This window comes from Sediminibacterium sp. (genome assembly GCF_051860225.1).
GTDB lineage: Bacteria > Bacteroidota > Bacteroidia > Chitinophagales > Chitinophagaceae > Sediminibacterium.
The window spans coordinates 140921-156849 of the sequence record NZ_JBHYEI010000005.1; the positions used below are offsets into that span (position 1 = coordinate 140921).

The following is a 15929-nucleotide window of genomic DNA, read 5'->3' on the forward strand; positions in this document are numbered from 1 at the left end:
TTTTGTATTAAACCACTACACTATGAGCCGTAAAAACCTATTCATTACTATTGCAATATTTATTTTTGCAATAATCCATCAGGTTCAGGCACAGAACTATACCTATATGGGTAGCTATAATTCAAGAGGCCTCCCTAATTATTTACTTACGCCAAGAGATAGTATTAGTTCAAATTTTAGAAATTCAATTGAAGCTACTTTACCAGAATACAGACCTGTTCCAGTTTACAACCCACTCTTAATATCCAATAATCATGTTAAAACAATTGGCATCAACTGCCCATCAGATATTTGGATAAGTTTTATTGATGAGGGGGCTTCATATTTAAATACTTTGGGATATTATACTTATCCAAAAGGAAATCCACCAACTGTTGCTCCTAATAATCAAGATATCACAATCATTTTTCCCAATGCATCAAAGAGTGGTTTTGGCGGATCTTTAATTGCCGGAGATAAAGTCTTTCTCGGAAGATTTCCAGCAAATACAGAAATTGGATTTGTTTTAATTTCAGATGGTTGGGATGGCTCTAGAGTAAAAAATGGAAATTGGAAAGTTTATTCGAATTCTGAATTTAATCCAGAAAGAAATGACTCTCTAAAGCAACACACCGTAATTATACGTGACCCTGCAACCAACAGACTAGTAGTTGGATTTGAAGACATATTAAGAGATAGAAACGATTGTGACCAAGATTTTAATGACTTGTTATTTTATGCCACTATAGAGCCAATAACATGCGCAGAAAAACTTGATTCCATTCCCATTTTTTCTGAAGATGGAGGAGTATCTTTTTCTGGCAACACAGGTGGTTTAGAAAGTCAAAGTCTTGGCAATAAAATTGCCAAAAGAACAATGGCGAAAATAAAACAGGGCAAAAATGGACCTGTAGATTATTCTACCATGGAAAAATTAGACTTGAGCAATATTCAGCTAACCAATATGTCTACCAATAGCCCCCTTTCGCTTTCTGATATAATGCCAGATAGAATCCCTGAAGGATCTTATACTGCTTATTTAAGCACCCCTACTGATATTCCTGCAATTACTAATGCAATAGAAGTAAGGGCGGTTGACTTTATTGAAAATGATACCTGTAAAGCTGTTGCCTTTGCTACTAAAACTTTGGGCAAAGTATACGACCATACCAAACCTATTTGTGATCGTTTAAAAGGAGCAACGCTAATTAAAATGGATCAATTCAAACTTCGGAATTTAGTATTTACTCGATACGAATTGAAACAAGAAAATGGTAATATAGAATATTCAATGAGTTTCTCTGTTGGCAAAAAAGTTGGCCGAAACTCATTCTCTTTCCAAAGTAATTGGCTGAATGCAGATTTCATTGGAGAAGACACCATGTACAATTATCAAATATGGGGTGTAGCGCCTTACTTATGTATTGATCTTGCATTGAATATATTAGATAAACTGGAAGCTATGATGCCCCTAGAATCAATTGCGGCTTCAAAACCTTTACCGAACACATATATAAGATATGGAAACAGAGATGGACTAAATGTAAATTTACTTGTAGAAAATGAAACCAATATCAACAATGGTTATATAGAATTGATTGAGAAATACAATGAACTATCCCCACTAAATGTAAAACGAACTATTCCATTCACTTTAAATACTAAAGGGAAAACAATGGTATCGTTCCCCATGAATGATACACACGAAAGCTTGATTTCTTTGTTCATAAATGGCAAATTACAAGACGTAGTTTACATGAGTGATGGCAGTTGGGATATTGATTATGACTCTTCAAAAACAGTGATAGAGTCTTACACTATCTCTAATGATTCAGCTAGAAACTTTGCAGACACTTACCCTGTTTTTAGAGATGTTACTGTAAAAGCTAAAACTGATGGTTATGTAAGTGCCTATAAATTATTAAGGGGTGCAGCAGCAGAACAAGACTTGACAGCTTATAAAACAATGAGTTTTAAAGCCAAAGGAGAAGGAACCACCTTGTTAATTACGTTGATTAAAAACTCAGTTAAAGATTTTACCAAACAACCACATTATAAATTACCGCTGACTAAAGGACTCTTAGATTATAATATTAACCTAGAGGATTTTGTAGGAGAAGATGAACTTGTTAAAGTAAAAACAAATGATTTAACAACAGTCGTATTTACTTTTGAAAACGCTTCAAAAGTTCAATCGACTATTGATGTTGCTGTAGCAGATATATTTTTCTCGAAGAAACCTAAGGAATTTGTTGAAAATTTAAATCAGCAAAAAATTCATATCTATCCAAATCCAAGTAAAAACGGAATTTTTAATGCAAGTTTTAGATCTGATATAAACGGGCCACTTTCAATTCGTATTATTAATGCGGCAACAGGCAAAGTGATTTATAACAAAGTATTTCAAGCCATAAAAGGAGATAATATAGTACCTATTCAACTGAGCAGCAAACCTGGAGCAGGCATGTATATGATCGCAATTGAAGGTAATGGGATAAAATATACTACTAACAGAATTATGCTGAATTAAAATCAGATATTAAACTCAACTAAAAACTTAACCAAAGCTGCAGGAGAATTCAACTGCAGCTTTTGCATTATATTTTTACGATGTGTTTCTACTGTATAAACACTTAAAAAAAGTTTATCTGCAATTTGTTGATTGGTATAAGTTTGTTTTAGATAAAGTAATATTTCCTTCTCGCGTTTAGTTAAATTATACTTGCGTAAAAAAATATCCATTTTCTTAAAAGCGTCATCTTGATTAGGCTCATTCTGTAAATCAAAATGTGTTTTCCCATTCACCACATCAACAATCGCTTTCATCAATTCGTCCTTACTACTATTCTTCAGGATATATCCATCTGCTCCTGCTTTCTTTGCCTGATCAACTACTTTTTCGTCGCTGTATGCAGAAATCATTAAAACTTTTGATCCGCCAAATGATTGTTTAATGTATTTAATGGTATCTAACCCATTTAAATGAGGCATATTAACATCTAATAAAATGAGGTCAATATTCGGCTGCTGTGTTAACAAGTATAATAATTGTTTTCCATCGTTGGCAATACCAGCAATTTGTAAAAGATTATTACTACTCAAAATCATCTTAAGCCCCTCTACAAAGAGCGGATGATCATCAGCAATCATTATTTGAATCTTTTTTTCCATATTAATATACTTCAATATAGGTTTTTTTGTGGAACAAACATCGGACCAGCAAAACAAGGATAGGCTTTAATTTTATAAACACCATTTTCATAATAGGTTTCAGCCCAACAATATTTTGAACCTTCCCTGTCATCGTTTTTCATTTGTGGAACATACCATAGTACTAAATCGGTATTCACTGTTTTTTCAGGATTTGAATCAATAAATTTTTCTGGCCCCTGACGAAAATCTGTATTACAACAAGGACCAATAGTTACCAAATCACTTTCCCCCTCATTTTTATCTAAATGATTTTTTGTTAAATAAACATACGCATTATCTCCCCTACCCCCATCTTTAAATTGCCCATTACCAGGTTCAATAAAATAACCAGTTTCAACTCCAGTGGTAATTTTATATTGGTAGCCTTTGGGATGATATAGTGTTGACGGCTTTTGTAATTGCCACCCTTCTGTTTCCCACTTTTTCCATCCCACTTGAGCATATTCATAAAAATTCTGTTCATTCCCAGAGAATGAAATTCGAAATACCGGTCTATAAGTACCATTGTTTCCACAACCTCTTCCAATACTTGCGCAGGTAATTCTAAATCGACCGTCTTTATAAAAAAAATAACGCTGAGAATAGCTATAATTACAAGGACCTGGCCATAATTCTGAAAAGAACTTTTGCTCTAACATAAATCCAACAACTGAATCCCCCTCTATCAATTCAGCCACTTTAGGTGGGTCTGTTGCAACAACAGCCGCTTGACTGTATATTGGACACCCAACTGCGTCACTATATCCAAATCCATCTGTTCCTGAATAACTTACATGCCAATCAACCAACTTAACACTATTAAGAATTTGCTTATCATTGAATTTTACATTACTAATTTGCAAACCATCAGAAGCAGTGAGTAAATAATCCATATTCCAACCATATTGATTGATGGTATTAACCTTTTCACAATAACAATCTGCAACATTTTCATTCTGCATTTTCCTTTCAGTCACTACTGCCGCATCTTTCCCAGTATTAGTCCATCTCAAACCCACCAATCGATTGTCTGTTAAATCTACAATGGCCCATAAAGCTCGATTGCCTTGTATAAAGGTTGGCGCTACACATAAGTGTTGTGAACGTTCGCACTTGGTTCTATTCAAGGCAGTCTTTGTGCTACTCATCACTGGCATATTTGCCACTGGCTTATATCCTAATGCTTTTTCAACTTCTGGGGAATGAATGGCAATTTTTTCCGCCAACTGAATCAATGAAGTTGGAATATCTGGCTGCATATCCGGGTAATGATCTGCACTTACTAATTTCATACTAAAAATATCTACCAAACCAATCGTAGTAAGATTGTTGGCATAATTATACATTTCTACACGCATTAATGCCCCCGGTAAAGCAGTAATCCCTTTTTTAATATCCCCGGGTCGAGCAGGATACACACCAAAGATTTCATTCCACAATGGCTTCTTTGTTTTTAAGTCAAATAAATAGCGTGTAAAAAAAGGATCTGCTAAAGCAATTTTTTGAGCCAATATCGCTTGTTCACCCCCTTTTTCTAAATACCATTTTACGGGCAAACTATCTTTTAAAATCTGTTCAATTTCTTTTTTCCTTGCAATAATAAAATTGGCTGTATCTAAAGCAGATGGAGTCATTAATCCTGCTCTATATTCATTTAAGAAAACTGCAGCAGACTGCTTAGGCTTTACTGTCTTTTTTGCTATAGTACTTTTTGGATTGTTGTTTAATTTCTTTTGCGTAAAGCCTTTAAACAAAAAACAATGCAATAGGGCTATTATTAAAAAGTATTTGAATTTAAGCATATCCTATTGGTATTGAAATGGATTTAAGAGTTCCTTATTGCTAAGATAACTAGTATCTGTCAAAGTATATAAGAAAGATATAATCTGTTTTTTCTCTTTATTTGTTAAATACAATGAATTCTTTTGGCTATAATATTCAAGCACTCCATTGATATTTTCAATTCTTCCGTCATGCATATAAGGAGCAGTTAATAATACATTTCTTAATGAAGGCACTCTAATCCCCTTACTGAATAGTGGATGATCTTTTTTAAAAGGTTGTTCCCACCGATGACAACCAGTACACCCAAGTCTATTGGAGGAAAATAGTGTTAATCCATTTCGCTCATCTTCACTAAACGAACTGAAATTTCCTTTTACATACCTATCATATTTTGCATTATAAGAAACCAATTGCTCTTCAAATGCAATGATAGCCGTTTGAACATTGGCTAATTGAAAAGGATTACTTTGAAGTGGAAATGCCTTTTTAAATAAACGTTGATATTGTGTATCATTTAAAAAACGCTTTAAAATAATTTGTTCATTTCCTTTCCATCCTAACTCTTTTGGATGCTCGTTAAAAAAAGGAAACTGTAATTGAGCCTTTAATGTAGTAACGCTTTGTTTAGTCCATGTAAAAACTGTTCTATATTTTACATTTAATAATGAAATGGCATTGTGCTTTAAATTATAGCCATCCGCTCCTGAAGAGGTTCTATACCCATCTGTAAATGCCATCACAGGATCATGGCAAGAGACACATGTTTTAGTTTGATTATAAGATAGTTTAGTATCGTAAAATAAATATTGCCCTAATTTTATCCTGGCTTTTTGTGTTGAAATATTTGCAGTAGCATCTATTCGAATTAATAGAAAACCTGCATATGCCGCAGCTGTAATCATCCCAATTATCAACCCTTTCCTATTCATAACTATTGGTAATCTATTAAACCCCATTTTTTTTGCTTAGGCAACCAAACAAATGAGTAAACTGTCTCAGGCTTTTCACTGGATGCTTGTAAATTATAATGAAAAGCTGTTCCACTAATAATCAATTGGTTTCCATTAAATTTTAATTTTCGCGCTTTATCATCACCTCTAGGACCATACCCCTCTAAACTCAATTCTTTTCGTAAAGATTGTTTAATCATTGTTCCTTTTGCTCCAATTATCACAGAATAAATGTCCCCAGTTCGAGTTTTTCCAAAGTATAATCTTTTTTTTCCAGCTTCGTCAATTGCAAATGTCAAACCCATTGCATCTATATCTTTTAATTTGTCTGTTATTTTTCTTGTAGCAACATCAATCAAATAGATTTCCCCCCTTTCATTGTATCGATCGGAACCAGCAACCGTTGCTGCTGCTAAGAAATTTGCACTACAATCGTAGCTGATACCCAATAAACCAAAGGGATTTTTATTACTAGGCTTTGCAGCAAATGGCAAAGATTTCCACTCAGCCATTTCGCCTGTATTGGCATCAATAGAATAAATGGTATTGAGCTTTTCAGTTTTGTTATATAATGTTGAAATTAGTGGGGCTGGTATTGTATAAATATTCCCTTTAAAATCGAATGTGATTGTAGACAGATATCCAGCCATTTTCCAACTAGGATGCTGGTAAACTGTTTGCTTAGGAGTTTGAGCCGTTGGAAGAGTTTTACCCAATTGCTTTTCAAAAACAATTAAACTAATTCCTATTGCGGTCTTTTCTGAAGTACTCATTCCCGTCCATAGAGGATCATACCCTAAAGTTCTAATGAATGCTGGTTCCTGCTGACAAGGTTTAATTTCTTGTTGTGCTTTTATTCCAGAAAGAGTTAGGAACAAAAAACAAAAAATAAATTTATAGTATAAATTATTCATCAAAAAGAATTGTTTTAGCTTCAAATAACCATTTTTTGCTACCAACAGATTGGTATTTTTTTCCTAAGACCCCTATCTATACTCAAAAATTTAAAAAAATCGTTATTTAATTGTAATTTTATTTAGATTTTAAATAACATAGGACATCCGAATTTCTAACTAGCACATTATTATATATGAAATATTTTTACTCATTAAAGTTACATACTATGAACGTCAATAAGCAGAGCGTGTTGCTTATTGCTTCCTTTTTATGTATAGGAACTTTATTACAAACAAATGTAAACGCTCAGGTTAGTGGTGTAGTATATAGAGACTTCAATGCAAATGGAGCAAAAAATAACACAGCCTCTTACAACGAACCAGGTGCTCCGGGAATCACGGTAAAAGCCTATAATAATGCAGGAATATTATTAGGAACAACTACCTCAGGTTCAAACGGTGCATATAGTTTTACTGCTGGCGTCATTCCTGCTTCAACCAAGGTAAGACTTGAATTTTCAGGTTGGCAATCAGCTGATTTTACTGCTCCATTTGGATCAAACAATAAAACAAGCGTTCAATTTGTTACTGCACCTTCTGCAACTGCAGATTTTGGTATTAACTATCCAGGCGATTATATAGACAATTTAAATGCGAGAATAATTGTTCCAACATATACCAATGGCGATAATCAAATTAACCCAAGTGCAGATTGGTTTAATGCAAAAAATGGAGACGCTAGCTATGCTTTTGATTATGATGATGGCGTAGCTCCTGCAAAGGTTGTTGCGGATATGGGACAAATTGGATCAGTTTGGGCTACAGCCTATAGCAGAAAAGCCAATAAATTATTTTATGCTGCATTTGTAAAGCGCCACGTTTCTATGGGTCCTCTAGGACTAAACGGAATATACGTTACCAATAACGCTAAGTCTACTACTAATAAATCGAATACTGCAAACTTTGTCAATTTAAATGCTGTAAATCCTTTATTTGATGCAGGTTCTATTCTAGGAAGAGATTTAATGCCAGGGGTTAGTGATATGAGATTGCCTAGTAACGATGCATTAGCATTTGATGCGGTAGGTAAAAAAGGAATTGGTGGTATGGCTATTTCAGATGATGGTAGATATTTGTATTTGATTAATTTGAATGACCGTAAGCTTTGGAGAGTTGATATTGGCGTAAATGGAACAGCTCCTACCAATTCATCACAAATTGTGTCATACAACTCCTTCCCAGTTACAGAAGGCAATAGTAGCTTTAGACCTTTTGCAGTTAAATTTTACAGAGGAGCTATATATGTGGGTGGAGTGTTAGATGGTGTTAAACCAGACAATTCTACTGTAAATAGAAATGAACTAAAAATGGTAGTTCTAAAAGTGAATGCTTCAGAAACACCAGGTTCAGCAACTTTTACCACTGTGCTTGATGCACCACTCACTTTTAATAGAAGGGCCAATTTAAATACTGGCTTCGCCATCAATAGTACAAGTGATTACAAAGATCCTAATGGAACAATTCCAGCAGCTACAATTAGTCATGGCTCATGGCATCCTTGGGCAAGAAATTTTGATGAACTAACTGTTGTAGGAAGTGCTGGTACTGCTGTTTATCCTCAGCCAATATTATCAAGTATTGAATTCAACCCAGCAGATGGAGCAATGATTTTAGGTATCATGGATCGTACCGGTCATCAAACTGGAAATCAAAACATGGGCACTTTTGTGAATACTTTATTTACAGGAAATGCTGCGGGCGATATTTTAAAAGCAAGTAATAATGGAAATTATTCAGGTTTTACGTTAGAAAATAATGGTAATGATGGTAATACTTCTTCCGCAGGTGCTGGAAACGGTGAAGGACCTGGTGGCGGTGAATTTTATTTTACCGATCGATACGAAAAAAATAGAGGCGGTTCATTAGGAATTGGCAATACTGCATTAGGAAAAGAGACCAATATTTCTCACGAAGAAAATAGCACGGGTTCTTTACTTAATTTTCCAGGGAAAGAGCTAATATCGACCGCATTTGACCCAATAACAGATTGGTATACCGGTGGAGTTCGATATTATAACAACAACAATGGTGTTGCCAAAAGTGGAAAGGTTTTGTATACAGGTGGTGATGTGAGTGTATTTGGTAAAGCAAATGGCTTGGGTGATTTAGAAATCATCAGTGCACCCGCTCCTATTGAAATAGGGAACAGGATATGGTTCGACGCAGACGGAGATGGAGTTCAAGACGCAGAAGAACTTGGAATTGCAGGAGTAACTGTTCAATTGGTTCAAGGAGGTACAGTTATTGCTACTGCTGTTACAGATGCAGAAGGTAACTATATTTTTTCTTCGGATCCTAATGGTGTAAATACCACTTCAGCCATTTATAATATCACTCAACTACAACCAACCGCCAATTTTATTATACGTATTCCTAATGCAATCGGTGGCAGCGTTCAAGCCCCATTAAGTACATATGAATTAACCGTGAGGGATAATGGCGGAATAGATGCTGATGCAGATTTAAGAGACAGTGATGCATTAATGAATAACAACGATGCAGAAATTTCTTTTACTTCAGGAATTGCTGGTGAAAACAACCACACTTATGACTTTGGCTTCGTAACCATCGGTGGTGTGGGTGGTGGTATCGGCGGCGGTGTAGAAAGCAAAAGCTTAGGAGATGCAATCGCATTCAGGGTATACAACAGAGCGGTTAAAAGTGAGCAAGGACCAGTGGATTATACCAAATCTCAACAGCCAGACCAATACAATCGCTATGCAGGAGCTTCAGTTGGAACTGGATTGAAATTGCAAGATATTCTACCTACCAGATTAGCAAATGGCTACCAATCATTTATATCTACACCAAATGATATCATTTCAATCACTAATGCTAAAGAGATTTTATCAATTGACTTTGTAAGAAATAATGTTTCAAAAGCTGTTGCATTTGGAACCAGAACAGTTGGTCAAGTTTATGATCACACCAAAGCAGTATGTGATAGGTTAAAAGGTTATGAACTGATTTCACTTGGCACCATCAATGTAAAAGGCTACGATTTAGTTCAATACAATCTTAAAAATAATAAAGGCGAGATTGAATATGCAACTAGCTTTATCATCGGTGCTCAATCAGGAAGAAATCTATATACTTTGCAATCAAACTGGCTTAATAGAGATTATACCCCTGAAGAAATGATGTTTAATATTCAGCTTTGGGCTGGATCTCCTAGCTTGGTAATTGAGATGGCTTCAGATATCATCAATCGCTTAAGCGCAGGACTTCCAATTGTTGCTGTTCCTAATACCGCAGGTCTTCCAAAAGTCTATGTAACCGAAGGAACTAGATTAGATGAAAACGTTATTCTTACATTTAAGAATAATACTAACGCAACCAGTGGTTATTTTGAAATAACAGATAGAGCTAATGAACAAGCAACTACTAAAGTAAAGAGAACTATACCATTTACTGCAACAGCCAACGGCATTACAAGTGTTTCAATTCCTACTGGTGATTTGTTTGAATCAAATATTAATTTATTCCTAAATGGAAAATTAGAAGATCAGGTATTTATGGCTGACGGCGCTTGGGGCGTAGATTACAATACTAATACCAGTAGCCTGAAAAAGTTTGGTGTAACAAACGATAACACAACTAGAGCAAAAGATGAGTTTAACTTATTTAGAAATGCAGAAATTGCTGGAATTACACCAGACTATTTAACTGTTTACAAGTTGCTAAGGGCCGGTGGAGTTTCAGAAGATTTAAGTGGATTCAAATCAATTAAATTCAAAGCTTTAGGTAATGCTCCATTAAAAATTACCCTTGTAAAGGAATCAATAAAACAATGGAACGATCAATACAGTTTGACCATGCCAATAAGTAGTGATTCTAAGGAGTATATGATTGGACTAGATGATTTCAAATCAATTGCTTCAAGTGCTAAAATTGATTTGAAAGATATTACTACTATTGTGTTTACAATTGTTCCTCCTAATGCTGGCAAGTCCACTGATATCCAATTGGGCTTATCTAATATTTCATTCAGCAAAGAAGACATCAATTATATCAATAGCTTAAAAGTCAAAAGTATTGATGTATTCCCTAACCCTGTAACAGGCAATCAATTTAATGTTCGCTTTAAAAGCGATGCCGATAAGTTACTACAATTAAAAATAAGTGATGCGGTAACAGGTAGAGTTGTATTTACTAAGCAAGTAAATGCAATGCGAGGAGAAAACATTGTACAAGTTGTAATGGACAATACTGGTTCGCAAAAAATAATGATAATTAATTTAGATGGTATTGGAGCAGATAATTCTAAATATAAAGCGACCAAAATCATATCAGGAAAATATTAAAAAAAATTACATGTAATATTTTTTGAGTTTTTTATTCACATTTTAAGCCTATTTGCTCCTAAGATTTAATTCTTAACGACAAATAGGCTTATTTTTGTAATAAATAAATCAAAAATTATGTCTTTAAGATTTAACGCAATTAGCAGTATTGCAAAAGATGCGGAAACTTCTATACCGCAATTCAGTTCTAAAATCACCGGAATTTTCGGGGAAAACGTATTTACTCAAAAAACTGCACGTGAATTCTTAAGCGATGAAGCATATAAAAGCTTAATTACCAGCATAAGGGGTGGTAAAAAAATTGATCGTAGTGTAGCCAGTCAAATTGCCAATGGAATAAGAGCTTGGGCAGAAAGCAAGGGAGTGACTCACTACACTCACTGGTTTCAGCCATTAACTGGAACTACTGCTGAAAAACACGACTCTTTCTTTACACTGAAGAGCGATGGTACTGCCATAGAAGAATTTGATGGAGCAGCTTTAATTCAACAAGAACCAGATGCTTCTTCTTTTCCAAGTGGTGGATTAAGAGCAACATTTGAAGCTCGTGGATATACAGCATGGGACCCATCTTCTCCAGCATTCATCATGGAGATTGGAAAAGGAAAAACTTTATGCATTCCTACCCTTTTTGTATCATATACAGGTGAGTCATTAGACTATAAAGCTCCTTTACTTAAAGCTACTGAAGCATTAAACAAAGCTGCTGTTGAAGTATGTAACTATTTTGATAAAAATGTCACGAAAGTGACTCCTACATTAGGCTGGGAACAAGAGTATTTTGTTATTGATGCTGGCCTCGCTACTGCCAGACCAGATCTTGTTCAGTGTGGCAGAACTGTTTTTGGTGCTGCACCTGCAAAAGGACAACAAATGGAAGACCATTACTTTGGGTCTATTCCAGAAAGAGTGTATGCTTTCATGAGAGACTACGAGCAAGAAGCTTACAAATTAGGTATCCCTTTACGTACACGCCATAATGAAGTTGCACCAGCTCAGTTTGAGTGTGCTCCTATTTTTGAAGATGTAAATATTGCAGTTGACCACAATATCCTTTTGATGGATGTAATGGAAAGAGTAGCAAAAAGACATAACCTTGTAGTACTTCAACACGAAAAACCATTTGCTGGTATTAATGGCAGTGGTAAGCATAATAACTGGAGCTTAGCAACTGACACAGGGGTTAATTTACTTGCTCCGGGTAAAACGCCTAAGACCAATTTAATGTTCTTGACTTTCTTTGTGAATACTATTAAAGCTGTTCACGATAATGCAGACATTATGAGAGCAGCAATTGCATCTGCATCCAATGATTATAGATTAGGAGCCAATGAAGCACCTCCTGCAATTATATCGGTTTTTGTTGGACAATACTTATCAAAAGTCTTGGCAGATGTTGAAACAAGAGTAGGTACTAAATTTGACGAGCAAGATGAAGCGATTTTGAAATTAGACTTACATCGCAGTATACCTGAATTAATGCTTGACAACACCGATCGAAACAGAACTTCTCCGTTTGCATTTACTGGGAATAAATTTGAATTCCGTGCAGTAGGTTCTTCTGCAAATTGTGCTAATGCCATGACCGTTATGAACACCATTATGGCTGATACTTTAAAGAAATTTAAAGTTGAAGTAGATGGTTTAATTGAAAAAGGAGAGAAAAAAGAAATTGCAATTATGCATGTGATTCAGCAATACATTGTTGCAAGTAAAAAAGTATTATTCGAAGGAGATGGATATAGCGAAGAATGGCATCAGGAGGCAGAAAGAAGAGGATTACCTAATTTAAAAACAACCCCAGTAGCATTAGATGCTATGGTAACAGAAAAAGCAATGAAGCTTTATCAAACAAATGGTATTTACTCCCATTCTGAATTAGAAGCTAGGTATGAAATTGAATTGGAAAAATACATCAAGACAGTTCAAATTGAAGCAAGAGTAATGGGTGATTTAGCCATTAATCATATTTTACCTGCAGCAATTAAATACCAAAACGATTTAATTAAGAATGTAACTGGATTAAAAGAAGCAGGCTTAGATGAATCCTCTTACACGAGTCAATTAACTATTTTGAAGTTTATAAGCAACCATATTTCTGTTATTCATACAAAAGTGTATGAAATGGTTGAAGCTAGAAAAGTAGCCAATAATATTGTTCATAGTCGTGATAAAGCAATCGCGTACGAAAATATCAAGAGCACGTATTTTGAGGAAATAAGATACCATGTAGATAAATTAGAGCATTTAGTAGATGACGAATATTGGACTTTACCTAAATACAGAGAAATGTTGTTCTTACGTTAATTAGGACTGCCGACCGACATAAGCTTTTGACCGATAAACGAATAGTGGATTTAAAAAAATCCACTATTTTGTTTACATAAACAATCAATAAAATGAAAAAAATAATCACATTAGCCGTTTTTGCGCTTTTCTGCACATTTAACAACGTGCAAGCACAAGGTGGTGGACAAATGGATCCAGCACAAATGCTTGAAATGATGAAACAACGTGTTAAACCAGGACTTATTGAAAAAACAAAATTAACAGATGCTCAAGCTGATAAGGTTTTGGAAATTCAATTATGGAGTCAAGGAGAAATGCGTGGCATGCGCGATCTTAGCGAAGAAGAAAGAGCAGCCAAAATGAAAACAGTGAATGAAGAAAAAACAAAAAAGTTTAAAGCCATTCCATTAACTGATGATCAAATTAAATCAGTTAATGATTTTTATGAAGAGATGAGAAAAAATCGTCCGCAAAGAGGCGGTGGTGGATCTAAGTAAATACTATTAAAAAAGCCCCAACTAATTATTGGGGCTTTTTTGTAATAGCAACTGTTCTACATTAAAATAGCATTACAGTCTACCAATCAATTATTTCATGGTAAATGATTCTAAAAACTTTGTAGTAAAGTTCCCTTTTCTAAAATCTTCATTTTGCATCAATTGTAAGTGAAATGGAATAGTAGTTTTTACTCCTTCAATTACATATTCACTTAAGGCACGATACATGGTGTCAATAGCTTCTTCACGAGTTTGAGCAACTGTAATTAATTTCCCAATCATTGAATCATAGTAAGGAGGAATTACATACCCTGCATACACATGACTATCCACTCTTACACCATGGCCACCAGGAGTGAAAAGGTTAGTAATTTTACCAGGTGATGGCCTAAAATCATTGTATGGATCTTCTGCGTTAATTCTACATTCAATTGCATGCATGGTTGGTTCATAATTTCTTCCGGAAATTTTTTCACCCATTGCAATCTTGATTTGTTCTTTAATTAAATCGAAGCTTACTACTTCCTCTGTTACACAATGTTCTACTTGAATACGGGTATTCATCTCCATGAAGTAGAAATTACGATGCTTATCAACTAAGAACTCTATAGTTCCAACGCTTTCATAATTAATTGCAGATGCTGCTTTTATAGCTGCTTCTCCCATTTTAGCACGCAAATCTGCAGTCATGAATGGAGAGGGAGATTCTTCAACCAGCTTTTGGTGACGACGCTGAATTGAACAGTCGCGCTCACTTAAATGACAAACATTACCATACTGATCTCCGGCAACTTGAATCTCTATATGACGAGGTTCCTCTACGAACTTCTCCATATAAATTCCATCATTTTTAAATGAGGCAGCTGCTTCCATCTTGGCAGTCGTGTATGCTTTCTCTATCTCTTCCTCGCTCCAAACAACACGCATCCCTTTACCACCACCACCAGCCGTAGCTTTTAAAATTACAGGGTAGCCAACTTCTTTTGCTAAAGATTTGGTTTGTTCGATACTTTCCAACAACCCTTCTCCACCTGGAACAACAGGAACCCCTGCTCTTATCATAGTTTCTTTTGCCGTAATCTTATCCCCCATTTTATTGATCATATCAGGAGTTGGACCAATAAACTTGATGCCGTGATCAGCACAAATTTGAGAGAAACGAGCATTTTCTGCTAAAAATCCATATCCAGGATGAATGGCATCTGCGTTAGTTATCTCCGCTGCCGCCATTATATGAGCAATATTTAAATAAGAATCACTGCTTTGAGGTTTCCCAATACAAACAGCTTCATCAGCAAACTTTACGTGTAAGCTTTCTCTGTCTGCAGTTGAGTAAACAGCAACAGTTTTAATGCCCATTTCACGACAGGTCCTGATTACACGCAATGCAATCTCTCCCCTATTAGCAATTAATATTTTTTTAAACATGTACAATTTTTTTGGTAAAGAATTGATTAAGCCGGTTCTACTAAGAATAAAGGCTGATCGTATTCTACGGGACTGGCATCTTCAACCAACACCTTTACAATAGTGCCTTTCACTTCACTCTCTATTTCATTGAATAATTTCATTGCTTCAATGATGCAAAGCACTTTACCCGGAGCTATTTCAGTTCCTACATCAGCAAGAATAGGTTTGTCTGGAGAAGGTCTACGGTAAAAAGTACCAATCATAGGACTCTTCACCGTAATCAAATTGTCGGCTTTAGGAGTTACAGCAGCAGGGGCTGGAGCTGCATCAACAGCTACTGGAGCTGGTGTAACAGCGGGAGCTGCAGTAGTATATACTTGATGAGCTGGTGCAGAAGTAACATTCACCACTGGCTCTTCCTTTTGCTTAATGGTTACTTTACCATCCTTGTCTTCAATACTAATTTCTCCGATATTGCTTTTGTTAATGATCTTGATTAATTCGTGGATTTGTTTTAAGTCCATAAATGGCAGTTTTAAGGGTAAAATCAGTTAGTTTATGCGAAAA

General features: G+C 35.3%; 10 protein-coding genes. 4 read left to right on the forward strand and 6 right to left on the reverse strand.

The features are described from left to right. Positions 1 to 22: 22 nt before the first annotated feature. Entirely contained in the window at positions 23 to 2509 is a 2487-nt protein-coding gene (locus tag ACTIEI_RS14440; protein ID WP_439506989.1) for a DUF4114 domain-containing protein, read from the forward strand. 2 nt (positions 2510 to 2511) lie between these two features. Here the strand turns inward: ACTIEI_RS14440 and ACTIEI_RS14445 are convergent, their stop codons facing one another. From ACTIEI_RS14445 to ACTIEI_RS14460, 4 genes are read right to left on the reverse strand one after another with little or no spacing between them, the layout of a single operon-like run. Next, positions 2512 to 3150, reverse strand: a complete 639-nt coding sequence (locus tag ACTIEI_RS14445) for a response regulator (RefSeq protein ID WP_439506990.1) — start codon at positions 3148 to 3150, stop codon at positions 2512 to 2514. Between the two features lie 11 nt (positions 3151 to 3161). Beyond that, positions 3162 to 4973 (reverse strand): hypothetical protein, encoded by a 1812-nt coding sequence (locus ACTIEI_RS14450; RefSeq protein WP_439506991.1) that lies wholly within the window; start codon positions 4971 to 4973, stop codon positions 3162 to 3164. Positions 4974 to 4976: 3 nt separating this feature from the next. Continuing rightward, the gene (locus ACTIEI_RS14455) at positions 4977 to 5885 is read right to left on the reverse strand and encodes a cytochrome c peroxidase (RefSeq protein WP_439506992.1); all 909 of its coding nucleotides are present in this window, start codon (positions 5883 to 5885) and stop codon (positions 4977 to 4979) included. A 2-nt stretch (positions 5886 to 5887) separates the two neighbouring features. Further along, entirely contained in the window at positions 5888 to 6844 is a 957-nt protein-coding gene (locus ACTIEI_RS14460; protein ID WP_439506993.1) for a hypothetical protein, read from the reverse strand. Between the two features lie 185 nt (positions 6845 to 7029). Here ACTIEI_RS14460 and ACTIEI_RS14465 point away from each other — a divergent pair, with 185 nt between their 5' ends. The 3 genes from ACTIEI_RS14465 to ACTIEI_RS14475 all read left to right on the forward strand — a co-directional run bounded on the left by ACTIEI_RS14465 (position 7030) and on the right by ACTIEI_RS14475 (position 13952). Next, positions 7030 to 11166 (forward strand): SdrD B-like domain-containing protein, encoded by a 4137-nt coding sequence (locus ACTIEI_RS14465; RefSeq protein WP_439506994.1) that lies wholly within the window; start codon positions 7030 to 7032, stop codon positions 11164 to 11166. 117 nt (positions 11167 to 11283) lie between these two features. Continuing rightward, positions 11284 to 13473 (forward strand): glutamine synthetase III family protein, encoded by a 2190-nt coding sequence (locus ACTIEI_RS14470; RefSeq protein ID WP_439506995.1) that lies wholly within the window; start codon positions 11284 to 11286, stop codon positions 13471 to 13473. Positions 13474 to 13565: 92 nt separating this feature from the next. Continuing rightward, on the forward strand, positions 13566 to 13952 hold the full coding sequence (locus ACTIEI_RS14475) for a hypothetical protein (RefSeq protein ID WP_439506996.1): 387 nt from the start codon (positions 13566 to 13568) through the stop codon (positions 13950 to 13952). 90 nt (positions 13953 to 14042) lie between these two features. Here ACTIEI_RS14475 and accC read toward each other — a convergent pair whose 3' ends face one another. Both accC and accB read right to left on the reverse strand, forming a co-directional pair. Continuing rightward, complete coding sequence (accC, locus tag ACTIEI_RS14480) at positions 14043 to 15380, reverse strand: acetyl-CoA carboxylase biotin carboxylase subunit (protein ID WP_439506997.1); 1338 nt, start codon at positions 15378 to 15380, stop codon at positions 14043 to 14045. 26 nt (positions 15381 to 15406) lie between these two features. Further along, complete coding sequence (gene accB / locus ACTIEI_RS14485; RefSeq protein WP_439506998.1) at positions 15407 to 15886, reverse strand: acetyl-CoA carboxylase biotin carboxyl carrier protein; 480 nt, start codon at positions 15884 to 15886, stop codon at positions 15407 to 15409. Positions 15887 to 15929 lie beyond the last annotated feature (43 nt).